The organism is Pedobacter sp., assembly GCF_031119335.1.
Classification (GTDB): domain Bacteria; phylum Bacteroidota; class Bacteroidia; order Sphingobacteriales; family Sphingobacteriaceae; genus Pedobacter.
In genome coordinates, this window is the sequence record NZ_JAVHXT010000001.1 from 76,666 (window position 1) to 91,078 (window position 14,413).

A 14,413-nucleotide genomic window follows, 5' to 3' on the forward strand; every position below is an offset into this window, starting at 1 on the left:
ATGAGGCAGATTTTTCTTAGTCTGTGCTTAGTATGCACATTTGTACTTTGTAAGGCTCAAAATAACGACCAAAAGATCGATTATCAATATTTACGATCTAATGAACTTTACGTTGCCTATACACTTTCTTTAGACACGACTAACAACAATGTTGTGTTTGAATTTGTAGTGAACAAAAATATAAAAGAAGTTAAAAAGATAGTGATAATTGCTGGTGATGGCGAAACAGAACTTGCTTTTAAGGAAGATACTTTCAAACCTAATATTGATGATAAGAAGATTAAATCGTTTAGATTATTAACCGATTTCGGTTCTTATCCCTCTAAAAATGATTGTAATGCCACAATTCGCTTTGTAGTTTCTAGAAAGATTTTTTTTGACTTGCCTCTTAATTATTGCATTTTAAAAAAGCATCTGAATTAATATAGCACTAAACGTTTGGTACCCTTATCTTAAATTGGCTTCCTTGCCCTATAACAGAATTTATAGAAATTTCGCCACCTATTTCTCTCAAAAGTTTTTTAACACAAGGCAAGCCAAAACCATATCCCTTTTCACCAATGGTGCCGTCATTGCTTGAGGCAGAGCCCTCCAGAATTTCCTTAATAGTATTTTCAGCTATTCCAGTGCCAGTATCTTGCACTTCTAGAATTAGCGTTTTCTTATCCGTTTCAATAATTAAATCTAATATGGCTGTGATTTTTCCGTCGTTAGGTGTAAATTTAATTGCATTAGAGATAATGTTTCCGCTGATTTGTAATAACTTATCTTTTTTAATTTGAATAGTATCAAACGCAATATTCGTTTGGATCTCTAACTTTATTTGTTTGTTAAAAGCCTGCGGTTGATATAATTTTTCAAGCTTTTCCTTGAAAATTCGAAGGGTAAAAACTTCTGGTGCATAAACAGCATCTTTTAAAGAGTTCTTTAAAATCTCATCAGCCAAATCAAGTACTGATTGACCACTTTTACCCATCATACCCACAATGTTATGCAGCTCCTCACTAGGGTATTCGTCTTTGTCGTTGCTAATCATATCTGCCAAGCCAATAATGCCTGCAATAGGTCCACGTATATCGTGTGCAACTTTTTTATAAGTGTCGTTTTGAGTAGCTAATTTTTTCTCTAACGATTTAATAGCGTTGGTATCGTTAATTCTTGTGATAACCTGCTTTGCGACTATCTTAAGTTGGTCAATTTTCTCTTGTGAAAGTTTGTGGAAATTTGTGTCTAATACACAGAGTGAGCCAATGTTATAACCGCTATTTGTTTTTAAGGGAATGCCTAAATAATATCTTAAATTCATCGGTTCATCGGCAATTCCCTTGCCATCAAATCGTTTGTCTTTAGAAAGATCTTCAATTTCTAAATGATCATCTTCCATGATGGTATATTGGCAAACCGTATCATCTATTGGCGTTTGGTAAACTTCCAATCCAAATCGTGACACAATCCACTGCGTGTAAGAGTCTATAAAAGAAATAAGGGATATCTCTGTGCCAGTAATTTTAGCGGCAAGATAGCTTAAATCTTCGAAACTATTGTTTAGGCTCACATAATCTAAATCGAGTTCAAAAAGAGTTGCCAGTCTTTCTGCTTCATTTGGTGGTATTGGACGAGTACTTTGCACGGGCTTAAAATTTATTTCTTCTGCAATGCTATTCTATACAAAAATAAAATTAGCTCATCCAAACTACAACTTTTAGGAGAGCTATTTTCTTTTTTTTGATGTATTTTTAAGGCTTTATTTACATCATGGAATTAATTAGATGCACCTGTTGTTCTGAAAAATCTTATACGGAATGCTGCCAACCTTTTCATTTGCAGATTGCTGTGCCGCCAAGTCCAGAGCATTTAATGCGCTCTAGATATAGTGCATATGCGCTTCATCTTATCGATTATCTTTGGGAAACTGCACATCCTGCCAAAAGATATTTATTTAGCAAAGCTGATATTGAACAGTGGGCAAAGGCCAACTACTGGTTTAGATTGGAAATTATATATGCAAAAGGAGATATTGTAGAGTTTAAGGCTTTTTATCAGAACAAATTAAAAGAATACGTCCACCATGAAAAGTCCATTTTCAAAAAAGATGGGGACAAATGGTACTATTTTTCAGGTGAACATTTTTAAAATTAATATCACAATTACAGTTCTTTCTTGTTTAACCCATAATGAAAAACTTCATCTTTTTAGTTAGCGTATTACTCCTTATTTCTGCTCAAAATATAAATGCCCAAACCAAGGATAGTCTTGCCAAAGTTGCTTTAGATAGTGTGGTGATTAATGCTTACGGCGGTAAAAATTTACTTTCTACTCCAGCCGCAATCAATAAAATTGGTCAGAATGAGTTGATGCGATATGGTGATGCTAATATTTTACAGGCAGTAAATGCTACGGCGGGCGTGAGAATGGAAGAACGATCGCCCGGTAGTTACCGCTTAAATATTAGGGGTAGTTCTGTTCGTAGTCCCTATGGGGTGCGCAATGTTAAAATTTACTACGACAATATTCCTTTTACTGCGCCAGGTGGTAACAGCATGTTAAATATGCTTGGTTTCTTTAACGTAGGAGGAATGGAAATTATTAAAGGTCCTGGTAGCAGTTTGTACGGAGCGGGCACAGGCGGAGTGGTTCTTTTGGAATCGCCAACTGTTGCCAATGCTACAAGATTTGACAGTCAGTTAAGTGCTGGCAGTTTTGGTGCGCTAAATTATCATCTGAAACTACAGCTGCCCAAACATGCTTTCGGTTATGAAGAAGTCAGTGCAGATGGTTATCGTGAGCATACGGCTATGAAACGCAGGTTGGCCAGTTATCAAACGCAGTTAAAAACCTTTGCTACGGGCCAGCTAAATTTGTATTTCATTTATAGTAATTTAAATTATCAAACTCCGGGAGCTTTAACCTTAGCAGAATTTCAGGCAAATCCATGGCAGGCACGACCAAGTGTGGGCGCTAACCAAGGGGCAGTTTTGGCAAATGCAAGTATTCATCAGCAAGCAGCTTTACTCGGCTTAACTCATCGTTATTCTTTTTCTTCCAAGCTAAACAATACCACAAGTTTATATGGTTTTTATAATGAAACAAAAAATCCAGCTATACAGAATTACGAATTAAAAAAAGAACCTCATTGGGGTGGAAGAACAACTTTTACGTATGGCTTAAAGAATTTGACCTTAAATTTCGGGGGCGAGTTTCAAACTGGGGATTTTACTTCCAAAACTTATAGAAACCTGCAGGGAACTAGAGGAAACCAGGTTACCGACGATGAATTGAGTTTGTTGCAGATAATGGGTTTTGCTCAAATAAATTGGGAGTTAGAAAAATGGTTATTTACTGCGGGAGCAAGTATCAATCATTTTTCGTTAGATTTTTTACGAGCTAGCGAAACACCAAATATCAATGCCAGCAAATCATTTTCTGGGCAAGTGCAGCCTCGTTTTGCTGCTTTGTATCGATTTAATAAAGCTTTTTCTGGTTATGTGAATTTATCTAAAGGCTTCTCGCCACCTGCCAGTAGTGAAATTTTTGCCGATAACAACACTTATAATCTAGCCTTAGCGGCAGAAAATGGTTGGAATGTAGAACCCGGAATTAGAGGCATTTTTTTTAGTGAAAGATTAGCTGTTGATGCGAGTTACTTTCACACTTTGTTAAGCAACAGTATTGTAACTCGTAGAGATGCTGCTGGTGCAAATTATTACGTTAACGCTGGAAAATCAAAGCAACAAGGCATAGAAGCTAATTTGTCCTATCAACTTATTCCAAAAGGAAAATCATTGTCTGTTTTGGTTCAGGGAGCTTATGCTTATCACAACTTTAAATACGATGAATTTGTACAGCTAGATCAAGATTTTTCTAGTAACCAATTGCCGGGGGTAGCGCCACATAATTATACCTTAATGGCCGACTTAGCGAATCGTAATGGCTTGTTTGCATTCGTAAGCTACAACCACAGCTCAAAAATTGCACTGAACGATGCCAATACTCAGTATGCAGATAGTTTTCAGTTGGTTTCTTTAAAATTGGGCTATCAGAAACAAATAAAAAATATACCTTTTCAGGTCTTCGCAGGGGCGGATAATTTACTTGATCAAACCTATAGTTTAGGTAACGATATCAATGGTTTTGGTGGAAGATATTATAATGTGGCTCCAGGACGCAGTTTTTATTTAGGGTTAAAGGTTGGATGGATGAAGGGCGGGTAGTTCCCTGCCTAAATCTTATAAAAGCAAAACGTTAGATGCCTCGTGAGCCAGAATGAAAAGTTTTCTGAAAATCATTTTAGTCTTCGAATAAAATGATCATCTTTAAATCTGCGGTTTACATCTGCGAAAATCTGTGGGGTAATAATAATAGATGCATCCTCTAAAAGCTCTTCTTAACTTTCGGATCAGTCAAAATAACATAGTCACCTAAATCTTTGTGCTTCTCCCAATCTGGATTGGCAAAATCCTCGGCAGCGAAAGCCGCAATATTTAACGTCTTTAACTTTGGTGCAATTTTTTTCAGCTGTGCGTAGGTTCCCAGCTTTTCATCGCTATGGAAACGTCCATTCACCTGAAAAATCTTTTTGCCTTTGTTTTCTTTTGCAAATTTGGCGATAGACCAGGCCATTGTTGCATCCCAGAAATTTTGGGTTTGGTAAACCTTCATATCGCCCATGCTGTGTCCGCCCAACAAACCGATGAATTTATCGTAATATCTTCCTGTTAAGGTGTCAATTGTATTTGGTGGCAAAAACTGCTTCGAGGTTGTTGGTAGTTTAGCTAAAACTTCCAGTCCGTTTTTGGTGACCGAGTTGCTGTATCTAGCGGCTGCATTTCCACCAATAACAGCAATGCCTTCTGTTTTCGCAAATTCAATCATTGGCTTGTAATCCTTATAGTTGTTCCAAGCTCTGGCTTCCTTTGTAAAGTTTTTTTCCGTGATAATTCCTGCTAAATATTCGTTAATCACAGGTTGCACATCGGTATGAAACATCTCTAAAGTTAAACCCACTTTATTATTGTAAGCAGTTGCCAGCTTTTTAAACAAGCTTACTTCAAGATAATGTCCAATCGAATCATTATGTTCTTCACCAAAGAAGAGCACATCGGCATTTGCCATATCTGCCACAATATCATCTAAGCTAATGGTCTTTTGCTTCTTTATATCGTAAGCTTTAAAATGCTGGCTAATATCTTGTGATTTAACAAGAAAAGGCAGTAAAACAAATGCTAGTAAGGTTAATCTTTTCATGATTGTTTGGGTTTTTACCGAATGAATTCAAATTAACGAAAATTTTTACCGATAAATTAATGCATTTTACCGATAATTGGATAGCAAATAACGGTCTTATGTTGTGTTGCCTTAGTAGTTGAGATACTTTTGGGCATATCAAAAAACATAAGACAATGGAAAATATAAATAATAAAGAAATGGTTAATCGCTCAGGAAAAGTTTGGGCTGGCTTATTAATAGCAGGTATTGGTTCTCTTTTGTTATTAAGAAACTTTGGGTTAGACATTCCCGGTTGGATTTTCAGATGGAATGTCCTTTTCATTATCATAGGTCTATTCGTGGGCGTACGCAATAATTTCAGAAACAGTGCTTGGTTTGTAATGGTCTTAATAGGCTCATATTTTACGCTCGAAGATATTTTTAGAGGCTACGACATGAGGAATATCATTTTTCCAATCATGCTATTGGCCTTGGGTCTGTTCTTAATTTTGAAGCCGAAAAATACCAGCGGTTACAAAAAAAATAAGCATAAGTTTCAAAAAGATCGTTACAATAGATTTGAAGATGTAAATCCATTGGGGCAAGATCCAAACGCACCCACCGGTAATACGGATGCAAATTTTAATGCCAATGATTATATCGAATCGGTAAATGTATTTGGCGGTAGCAACCAGGTAATTTATTCTAAAAACCTTAAAGGCGGAGAAATAACAGCTGTTTTTGGTGGTGGAGATATCAATTTAACACAAGCAGATTTCGACGGACAGGTAATATTAGATGTTACCGCAATATTTGGTGGGGTAAAAATTGTTGTGCCTGCAACTTGGCAAATCAAATCGGAAGTAACCGCAATATTTGGTGGGGTTGATGATAAAAGAGCCATATATCCAGCAGGCGAGCAGGCAAACAAATTAGTAATTATAAGAGGTACAGTGTTGTTTGGAGGCGTAGAGTTTAAGAGTTATTAATCCTTTTTTTAACCTTAAAAGCTAAACGTTTTGACAACCACACCTCTTTCCAAGCCGCAGATCAGGAATATAGCAAGCATTGTTTTAATATGCTGGCAAATAGCTTGTGCTGCGGTTTTGTATTTTTTCTTCAACTTTTCGTGGCAAATTGCCATAGCAGACAGTATCATCAGTAATTCGTTTCTTGCTATCGGATGTATCGTTATCAGCAATATGTTGGGCTTTTATCAACCCAAAAATGAAAAATTACTATATGTTTTGCTCGTAACTTTGGCGGTTTCGGCTACAGTTGTAGTAACCGCTAAGTACTCTTTAACGTTCCTTTTTACAAACCAAACGAGCTATATTGCTTTCTTAGACCTATCGGATATTTTCAAAACAGCAGTATCATTTATTTGCTTGGGCTGGTGTGCTTTGGCTAATATTCTTTGGTATCGCTTAGAAGAGCAGTCGGAAATGCAGGAACGCATGTTGGCTACGCAAAATTTGGCAAAGGAAGCCGAGTTGAATAAGCTTCGCCACCAATTACAGCCACACTTTTTGTTCAATAGCCTAAACTCTGTATATGCGCTAACCATTGTAAACCCAACAGAGGCAGGGACCATGATTACCAAACTGGCTGCCTTTTTACGTGGTACACTTAAACGCGACGATGAAGTTTGGGTGAGCGTAGCCGATGAAATGGAGTACATCCAACTTTATTTAGATATAGAAAAAGTAAGGTTTAGCCATCGTTTAAGTGTAGCCGTAAACATTGCCGATGAAACAATGAATCTACATTTGCCTGGAACATTATTGCAGCCAATTGTAGAAAATGCGATCAAGTTCGGCTTATATAATACCTCAACTGCCATTACGATAACACTAGATGTAAAGCTAGAGAATAACGTTTTGGTAATTTGCGTTACCAATCCCTACGATCCAGAAATGAAAGCATCCAAAGGTACAGGCTTTGGGCTTTCGGCAATTAGACGCAGACTTTATCTTCTTTTTGCTGATACAACTTTATTGCAGGCCGAATCGCAAAACAACAATTTGTATATTACTACCCTTAAAATACCCCAAAAAGATGATCAAAACCATACTAATTGATGATGAAGCCCTTGCAAGAGATATTGTGAAGCATTATTTAAAGGCTTTTCCCAACATTGAAATAGTAGCAGAATGTAGCGACGGCTTTGAGGGTTTAAAGGCCATAGCGCAACATCAACCCGATTTAATTTTTTTGGATATACAAATGCCAAAAATTAGTGGTTTCGAAATGTTGGAGCTAGTAGAAAAACGCCCAGCGGTGATATTCACCACAGCTTTCGACGAATACGCCATCAAAGCTTTTGAAGTAAATGCAGTAGATTACCTGCTAAAACCTATAGAACAGGGTCGCTTTGAGCAGGCTATGCAAAAACTACCCTCAAAATTGGCCAAAGGCGATGACAGTCAGGAGTTGTTAGAAACAGCATCTTTATCGCCAGCGCAGAACAATAGGGTAGTGGTTAAAAATGCTGGGGTAATTAAAATAATTCCCGTAGAAGCTATTCATTACCTCGAAGCTGATGATGATTACGTAAAGTTGAGCACTACAGAAGGTAATTTCCAGAAGAATAAAACCATGAGTTTCTTTGAGCAAACGCTAGATGCTTCACAGTTTATCCGTATCCATCGTTCTTACATCATTAATTTGGCGCAGGTAACAAAAATAGAATTGAAAGAGAAGGAAAGTTACGTGGTCTTACTAAAATCGGGGATTTGGCTGCCCGTAAGTAAAACAGGTTATGTTAAACTGAAAACGGCTTTAGGGATTTAGAAAAGCAAATTTCTGCCACGGTTTTCGTTAGCCCCGTTTTACGCTGCTACCGGGTTTAGTTTACACCTGTTTGTGCAACATATCAAAATTTTCCCGCTCAAAGTCTCAAACTACATCTAGTTAAATAAATGTGGCTAAAGCCAATAAAAAGCTTTCTTGTATTCCGTCGGTTAAAACCGACGGCAATGAAGCTGGGCAGGATAGAAAAATTGCTTTAGTTTTGCTTCGGTTGTTTCATTACCGCATACTATAATTCATTGCCGTTGGCTTCAGCCTTAAAAAAGCAAATCAATACTGGGAAAGGTTTTAACATTGCAAATTCATTGCCGTTGGCTTCAGCCAACGGAACAAGAGGAGTTTGTAATATCATTGAGATTTAATAAGCTCGTAATGTATTTCCTTGCTTTTATTTCAGCGAAATAAAAATTGGAGAAATCCTATAATTTCATTGCCGTTGGCTTCAGCCAACGGTCTTTAAAAATCAATTGTTAAATTTTTTTTCAATCCATAAAAAATTTCCAGAACAATTTTAAACATGTCTTGTTAATGTAATAAAATCAACTGAAAATTAACAATTATTAAACATCAAAATTATGGGAAATCTATTATACGTAATTGCCGTAATCTTAGTAATTATTTGGGCAATTAGCTTCCTAGGCGGTTATTACACAGGCGGAATTATTCATGCATTATTGGTAATAGCTATTGTTGCAATCTTATTGAGAGTAATAAGGGGAGCAGCATAAAACAGAAAAATTTGTAGTTAGTTAATAAATGGAGCTCGATAGGTTTAGGTCACCTATCGGGCTTTTTTGTGCACCAGTTTTTGTGTGTTAAACCCCGATAGTAGCGGAAATATTTTTTTCGCGTCATTTCGAAGGAGGTACGACTGAGAAATCTGTATGTAAGTAGCATTCAGTTTACGCATTTCTCACCTAAGTTGGAAATGATGGCAAAGTTGACAAAAAAGATTACAGCGGATGACGGGGCTGGATGAACTGAAGAATTGCTATCTTTGCTTTTCTGAAAATAAAAACAAATAGCTGTTGCAATTATGAAAATATCGCTTTATATTTGCACCTCTTATTAAAAACTCTAGTTAAGATATTATATTGTTATGAAAAGAACATTCCAACCTTCGCAAAGAAAGAGAAGAAACAAACATGGCTTCCGCGAAAGAATGGCTACAGCTAACGGTAGAAGAGTATTAGCTTCTCGCCGTGCAAAAGGAAGAAAAAGATTAACCGTTTCTGACGAGCGTCGTCATAAAGCATAATTTTTGATTGCCACCTACTAAGGTGAAAGCAGCAATTAAATTTCTGCATTAAGCAATCAAAAAACATGAATAAATTTTTTAAAGAAGAGCGTTTGTGTAGCAAAAAGTCGTTAGACTTGCTATTTAAAAAAGGCTCTTCTTTTTTGTTATATCCGTATAGGGCAACTTTCGTCTTCGATGCCCAGACCCACAAATTTCCTGCTCAGGTGGTAATTAACGTAGCCAAAAAGCGCTACAAACATTCCAACGACAGAAATTTAATCAAACGCCGCACCCGGGAAGCTTACCGCTTACAAAAATCAGCTTTATTATATGAGCCATTGGGCGGTAAGGAACAGTTGTTGCTTTTAGGTTTGCAATATGTGGGTAAAGAAATCTATCCTTACAGTTTTTTAGAAAAACGATTAGCGCAATTATTTAAAAAGCTATTCACACAAATTGATAATGAAGGTAATTAAGGCTTTTTTTTCATGGCTGTTTTTAGCAATTATTAAATTGTACCAATGGTTGTTGTCGCCTTTGTTGGGGGCTAGTTGCCGGTACACGCCAACTTGTTCACAGTATGGGGTAGAGGCTATTAAAAAGCACGGTCCTTTTAAAGGCGGTTGGTTAACAATCAAGCGCATTGGCCGCTGTCATCCTTGGGGGGGGCACGGGCATGATCCTGTGCCTTAGTTAGTTCGCAGAAATCAGTTGTTGTTTGAAATTGCTATTAAAAAAGGTTAAATTTGTTTATGGAAAATATTCTGATACATCCTGAAAGTAATGAACAACTTAAGACAGTTAAGGCAGTTTTAAAGGCTTTAAAGGTTCAATTTGAAGTACAGAAACCTAGTTTGCCAAATCACATTATCAAAAGTGCCAAAAAGAGTTTAAAAGAGTATGAAGCTGGTAATTCAATTTCGTTGGATGAATTTACCGACAAGTATTTCATAAACAAATGAGTTTTGAAGTTAGGTTCGGTATTGAAGCTGGCATAACTTACGAAGCTGTAGTTGCTCAATTAAATAAACGTTGGGGTGAAAAATTCGTTCTGAAGTTTGAAGGTAAAGTGAAAAGGTGTATAAAAATTCTTACTTCAAATCCTTATTTATATCCAGTTTTTTATGAAGAATTACAGTTAAGAAAATGTATTATTCATAAAAATTGCTCCATTTTATATAAAATAGATGAACAAATTGTACTTGTAGTTGCTTTCTGGGATAATAGACAAGATCCTATCAATTAGGAGTATGTAATGCAAATTCTAAAATCAACTAGTGACCTGGTTTCTAAAATTAACCGATTAACCTCCAAACAACTATCGGGATAAACAGTTAACCAATATTCAACGTATATTTGCGTTTCATGTCAACAATACTTCAAATAGAAACGGCTACACCTGTTTGTTCTGTAGCGATATCAGTAAATGGCGAAACTATTGCGTTAAAGGAAGAAAAGGCTCCTAACATTCATGCCGCTAGTTTAACGCTATTTATAGACGAAGCAATGAAGGTAGCTAAGTTGTCCTACGCCGATTTAGATGCAATTGCTGTAAGCAAAGGTCCGGGTTCTTATACGGGGTTGCGTATTGGTGTTTCTACTGCGAAAGGTTTGTGCTTTGCTTTAGATAAGCCCTTGATAGCCATTAACACGCTAAAAATGATGGCCAATGGTTATTTATTGCAACATCCTAATTTTGGCGGCTTGGTCTGCCCAATGATTGATGCGAGAAGGATGGAGGTATTCACCGCAGTTTTCGATCACTATTTGAACGAAGTGGAGCATACCCATGCTAAGATTGTAGACGATAAAAGTTTTTCGATGGAGCTACAAAATAATTATGTGGCGTTTGTTGGCGATGGTGCCGAAAAATGCGCTGCTGTAATTGATGATCCTAATGCTCACTTTCATCTGGAGAATTTCAATAGTGCAAGTAGCATGAGCAATTTAGCCTTTGCAGCTTACCAAGCCAAGATATTTGAAGATGTAGCCTATTTCGAACCTTTTTACTTGAAAGATTTTGTGTTAACTACACCAAAGAAGAAAGTTTAATCGAATTACGATTTCAAACTAAGTCTTTTTCTTCTTAAATATTCCGAAAATACGTCCAAAAATACTTTGGCGGTCTTTACCATCGCCTACACCCGGCATCCAACTCATATTCATTGGGTGCTCTACAATATAGCCAATTTTGAAAGCCATCCCTAAATAAATAGAGCCCCTATGGTAACCTGTTTCTGTTGCTTGGTTATTATTGATGATCTCTTTGCTAGCGTAATAACTCTGTAAGATATCGTTTGTGCCTAAAAACATCTCAAAATTTGGTGTTTGGATCATGCCTTGCACGCCGAGCCTAAAATTTTTATCTGTATTGTAACTGGGTATGGCGCTAAACGAAAAAGTACCAGATTTAATGGTGTTAACGAAAGCTGCTTCTCCGTATTTATTGAATATGTTTTTAGTGATGATTAGGTTGGGCGTATACGGACCAAAAGTTTTTGAGATCAGGAAATCAGCTCTGCTATTAATTGGGGTGATGAAGCGCTTTTGTTCTGTATTTGTTTTGGCAGCATCATCAAGTGCCCGTTGCAGTTTGGTATCTTCTTCTTCGCCTGGATTTCCGACAAGTGGTACATTGGTTGCTGTAACATCAAAAGAACCGGAATACGAGTTTTTACCCCATCTAATGAAACCTAGGTCTTTTACATTGGCCATCATGAAAATGCCCGATTTGGTGGTGTAAGTTGTTCCTAAGGTGATGGATGCTCCAAGATTTTTAAACGGTAATGTGCTTTTAAAGTTAAAATCCCCGCCTTCTGGATAATTTAACCTGAATTTTGCTGCCATATCCAGGTCTAAAGTGGACGAGTTTACAGTAGCAGACGATCTGCTGGCGTCAAACTCTGCATAGCCAACACCACTTAATAGGCTCATTTTTGCGCCCAAAGCCCATCTTTTGGTATAATTTTCACGATAGGTAAAGCTAAGTTGATGATAGGTCTGCAGTCTACCGTTGTTGTTGAATATATTTACCCTTGGGATGGTTGTAAATTGCTGAAAAGTGTCGTAAAAAAGCCCTCGGCTAAGATTTCCATCATAATCTATTTGGGTTTCGGATCTTATTTGCCAAGAAAAACCCATTTCACTGTGGTATTTGTGGTACTTAAACAGTCTAATTGCTAGCAGATAGACATTTACATCTTCACGCATCGTTTTAGGATCTGTAAATTCACCTAGTCTGGTTTGGCTGTAACCACGTCTTACAAGATTTCTGATAGCTTCGTTAGAATTTCCTTTGCTTAAGCTGCTCAAATCCATGTAGGGGATAAGAAAATTAGAAGCAAACTGTCTCGACGAATCTAATACAAATGATTTTTGAGCAGGGTTTTCGAAAGAGTCGAATAAAGTTTTAGTGTTGAAAAGAGCGTATTGCTGCGATTTGGCGTTAAATGAAAATACAACAATAAGGAGTATGGCAAGCAGCGTTCTCATGAAATTCTGTTGTTTAGCATATTGGCATCAAAAACTATCTTGTGTTTGTTAAGCTATCTATCTCAATTTTTGACTGCTTTTTGAGCAGAAGTATGTTGCTCATAAACTTGCCATTATCTGCAGATAGCTGATAGCCAAATGCATTGTACTCCTTAACGCCCTTTTCCGACTTATATTGTTTGTAGTATGGCGTCTTCAGGTTTCGTCCAAAAATATCGTTGCTGTTTTGGTGGTTAATGTAAAAAGCAATAGTTGCAGAGCTGCTTGTTTGATCTTTAAAACGAATATAATTATCGGTAGAAATCAGTAAATTATCATTTTTATAGCTATTCAGAAACACCTGGATGGTGCTAGCGTAACTTGCAAAAACGAAGTGATTATCAATTACCGTATAAAAAGGACGTTCAAATTTTTTGAAAGGTTCTCCAAAGAAATTGCCCATTAAATTAGCTTCTTTAAAAATGCGGATATCAGGAGCATATTCAGTGCTCAAATCTAAAAGCAATTGATTCAGTTTATCTCCGTTTTTTGTTTCTATGATGCCCAATTTTTCGCCGCTTTTTAATTGCAAAACGGCAAACTGTTTGCTAAAGTACAATGGAAAAGTCTGGTCAATATTGATGCGATATTTCTCATTAATTTCTTTGTGCTGCTGCGCAATTTTAACATCTTCCTTGCGCTCTTTTTGCCAATCTTTAAGTGCTTTAGTCCATTTTGTATAATCATCAACTGCAAATAACGTATAGTTAGCAGTTTGGTCTGGGAAAAACTGATCTATGTTTATTTTTTGCTCTTTTTGATCTACAAATAGATTAAAATAATTTTGGTCATCCTTAATTTCTGTATAACCATTTAACAAAAACTTATCGCTACCAAAGTTATAACTTAGCGATGCGTAGGCATTCTGTTTATTAAATATACTTAATTCGCCAGTTAGGTTAGTGTTTAGTATGTTTTTTAGTAATGTTGGAAGCTGGTTATAATTGATAAAGACGCTAGCTAAAGTGTTTTTATTAAATCTGTTATTCTGCTGAATATATTCTTTAAAATCGTTTTTATCGACTTTGGTTTCTGCAATTTTTTTTAGTGTTTCCTTAGTGTTAGAAAGAAAAAAAGACTGATTTATGATGGCAACATAGCATTGTGCGCTGTCGCCAAAATTAACATGATAAAGGTTGCCTTCTGGTTTTACTGTAGCATTAATTTGGTTAAGTATTTTGATATCGAAATCTTTAGCTTTAGTTTGGGTAGCTAAAATAAAATCAACTTTGTTTGCATTTCCGGGTAAAAAGCCAATAATTATTCTTTCTTTTTCTATTAGCTGATTTATACTGCTGTTGCTCGTTAAACTCTCTTGTAAAATGCTTAGTAAATCGCTTTTTTCAGATCCTAAAATTTCATTTGTAACTTGTTGTTTGCTAAGTATATCGTAAAAGCCTTTCTCATTATCGAAAGTAAATATGATAGGAGCATTGGCAGTTACCATATTAAGTGCACTGTCCGAAGCGCTACTTTCTTTATTTAGATTGGAGAAATATAGGTAGGCCATGCCAGTTACACCCAGCACTAGTATGATTAATATGAAATAGATTTTTCTCATAACTTGATACCGCAAATTTAATTTAATTTTGCGATTAGTGAGATTATAGCGGCATTTTGTTAATT

General features: G+C 36.4%; 18 protein-coding genes. 13 read left to right on the plus strand and 5 right to left on the minus strand.

What is annotated here, in order from left to right:
* The gene (locus REI64_RS00295; protein WP_308848078.1) at positions 1 to 423 is read left to right on the plus strand and encodes a hypothetical protein; all 423 of its coding nucleotides are present in this window, start codon (positions 1 to 3) and stop codon (positions 421 to 423) included.
* Positions 424 to 430: 7 nt separating this feature from the next.
* Here REI64_RS00295 and REI64_RS00300 read toward each other — a convergent pair whose 3' ends face one another.
* Positions 431 to 1,630: a GAF domain-containing sensor histidine kinase gene (locus REI64_RS00300; protein WP_308848079.1), complete on the minus strand. Its 1,200-nt coding sequence runs from the start codon at positions 1,628 to 1,630 to the stop codon at positions 431 to 433.
* 125 nt (positions 1,631 to 1,755) lie between these two features.
* Between REI64_RS00300 and REI64_RS00305 the strand changes: the two genes are divergently transcribed.
* A complete protein-coding gene (locus REI64_RS00305) occupies positions 1,756 to 2,133 on the plus strand; it encodes a YchJ family protein (protein WP_308848080.1) in 378 nt (125 codons plus the stop codon).
* A 41-nt stretch (positions 2,134 to 2,174) separates the two neighbouring features.
* Positions 2,175 to 4,211, plus strand: a complete 2,037-nt coding sequence (locus REI64_RS00310) for a TonB-dependent receptor domain-containing protein (protein ID WP_308848081.1) — start codon at positions 2,175 to 2,177, stop codon at positions 4,209 to 4,211.
* 160 nt (positions 4,212 to 4,371) lie between these two features.
* Here REI64_RS00310 and REI64_RS00315 read toward each other — a convergent pair whose 3' ends face one another.
* Positions 4,372 to 5,244, minus strand: a complete 873-nt coding sequence (locus REI64_RS00315; RefSeq protein ID WP_308848082.1) for a ChaN family lipoprotein — start codon at positions 5,242 to 5,244, stop codon at positions 4,372 to 4,374.
* Between the two features lie 155 nt (positions 5,245 to 5,399).
* Here REI64_RS00315 and REI64_RS00320 point away from each other — a divergent pair, with 155 nt between their 5' ends.
* Genes REI64_RS00320 through REI64_RS00330 form a run of 3 tightly spaced genes read left to right on the plus strand, consistent with a single transcriptional unit; the run spans position 5,400 to position 7,998 of the window.
* A complete protein-coding gene (locus REI64_RS00320) occupies positions 5,400 to 6,194 on the plus strand; it encodes a LiaF domain-containing protein (RefSeq protein WP_308848083.1) in 795 nt (264 codons plus the stop codon).
* Positions 6,195 to 6,224: 30 nt separating this feature from the next.
* Entirely contained in the window at positions 6,225 to 7,286 is a 1,062-nt protein-coding gene (locus REI64_RS00325) for a histidine kinase (RefSeq protein ID WP_308848084.1), read from the plus strand.
* Positions 7,264 to 7,998 carry a LytTR family transcriptional regulator DNA-binding domain-containing protein gene (locus tag REI64_RS00330; RefSeq protein WP_308848085.1) on the plus strand — a complete coding sequence of 245 codons (735 nt, stop codon included), beginning with the start codon at positions 7,264 to 7,266 and terminating at the stop codon, positions 7,996 to 7,998. The genes REI64_RS00325 and REI64_RS00330 overlap by 23 nt, the downstream gene beginning before the upstream one ends.
* Before the next feature lie 247 nt (positions 7,999 to 8,245).
* On the opposite strand, the gene REI64_RS00335 is transcribed toward REI64_RS00330, so the two are convergent.
* Positions 8,246 to 8,368 carry a hypothetical protein gene (locus REI64_RS00335; protein ID WP_308848086.1) on the minus strand — a complete coding sequence of 41 codons (123 nt, stop codon included), beginning with the start codon at positions 8,366 to 8,368 and terminating at the stop codon, positions 8,246 to 8,248.
* Positions 8,369 to 8,591: 223 nt separating this feature from the next.
* On the opposite strand from REI64_RS00335, the gene REI64_RS00340 reads away from it, so the two are divergent.
* The 7 genes from REI64_RS00340 (at position 8,592) to tsaB (ending at position 11,308) form a co-directional block, all read left to right on the plus strand.
* Positions 8,592 to 8,744: a lmo0937 family membrane protein gene (locus tag REI64_RS00340; RefSeq protein ID WP_113635858.1), complete on the plus strand. Its 153-nt coding sequence runs from the start codon at positions 8,592 to 8,594 to the stop codon at positions 8,742 to 8,744.
* A gap of 371 nt (positions 8,745 to 9,115) precedes the next feature.
* Positions 9,116 to 9,274 (plus strand): 50S ribosomal protein L34, encoded by a 159-nt coding sequence (gene rpmH, locus REI64_RS00345; protein ID WP_013632808.1) that lies wholly within the window; start codon positions 9,116 to 9,118, stop codon positions 9,272 to 9,274.
* A 65-nt stretch (positions 9,275 to 9,339) separates the two neighbouring features.
* On the plus strand, positions 9,340 to 9,732 hold the full coding sequence (locus REI64_RS00350; RefSeq protein ID WP_308848087.1) for a ribonuclease P protein component: 393 nt from the start codon (positions 9,340 to 9,342) through the stop codon (positions 9,730 to 9,732).
* Positions 9,719 to 9,949 (plus strand): membrane protein insertion efficiency factor YidD, encoded by a 231-nt coding sequence (gene yidD / locus REI64_RS00355; RefSeq protein WP_308848088.1) that lies wholly within the window; start codon positions 9,719 to 9,721, stop codon positions 9,947 to 9,949. The genes REI64_RS00350 and yidD overlap by 14 nt, the downstream gene beginning before the upstream one ends.
* Positions 9,950 to 10,008: 59 nt before the next feature.
* Positions 10,009 to 10,218, plus strand: a complete 210-nt coding sequence (locus tag REI64_RS00360; RefSeq protein ID WP_308848089.1) for a DUF2683 family protein — start codon at positions 10,009 to 10,011, stop codon at positions 10,216 to 10,218.
* Positions 10,215 to 10,502 (plus strand): type II toxin-antitoxin system RelE/ParE family toxin, encoded by a 288-nt coding sequence (locus tag REI64_RS00365; RefSeq protein ID WP_308848090.1) that lies wholly within the window; start codon positions 10,215 to 10,217, stop codon positions 10,500 to 10,502. The genes REI64_RS00360 and REI64_RS00365 overlap by 4 nt, the downstream gene beginning before the upstream one ends.
* Before the next feature lie 119 nt (positions 10,503 to 10,621).
* Positions 10,622 to 11,308: a tRNA (adenosine(37)-N6)-threonylcarbamoyltransferase complex dimerization subunit type 1 TsaB gene (gene tsaB / locus REI64_RS00370; protein WP_308848091.1), complete on the plus strand. Its 687-nt coding sequence runs from the start codon at positions 10,622 to 10,624 to the stop codon at positions 11,306 to 11,308.
* 18 nt (positions 11,309 to 11,326) lie between these two features.
* Here the strand turns inward: tsaB and REI64_RS00375 are convergent, their stop codons facing one another.
* Positions 11,327 to 12,748 carry a DUF5723 family protein gene (locus REI64_RS00375; RefSeq protein ID WP_308848092.1) on the minus strand — a complete coding sequence of 474 codons (1,422 nt, stop codon included), beginning with the start codon at positions 12,746 to 12,748 and terminating at the stop codon, positions 11,327 to 11,329.
* Positions 12,749 to 12,782: 34 nt separating this feature from the next.
* On the minus strand, positions 12,783 to 14,348 hold the full coding sequence (locus REI64_RS00380; RefSeq protein ID WP_308848093.1) for a hypothetical protein: 1,566 nt from the start codon (positions 14,346 to 14,348) through the stop codon (positions 12,783 to 12,785).
* Between the last annotated feature and the right edge of the window lie 65 nt (positions 14,349 to 14,413).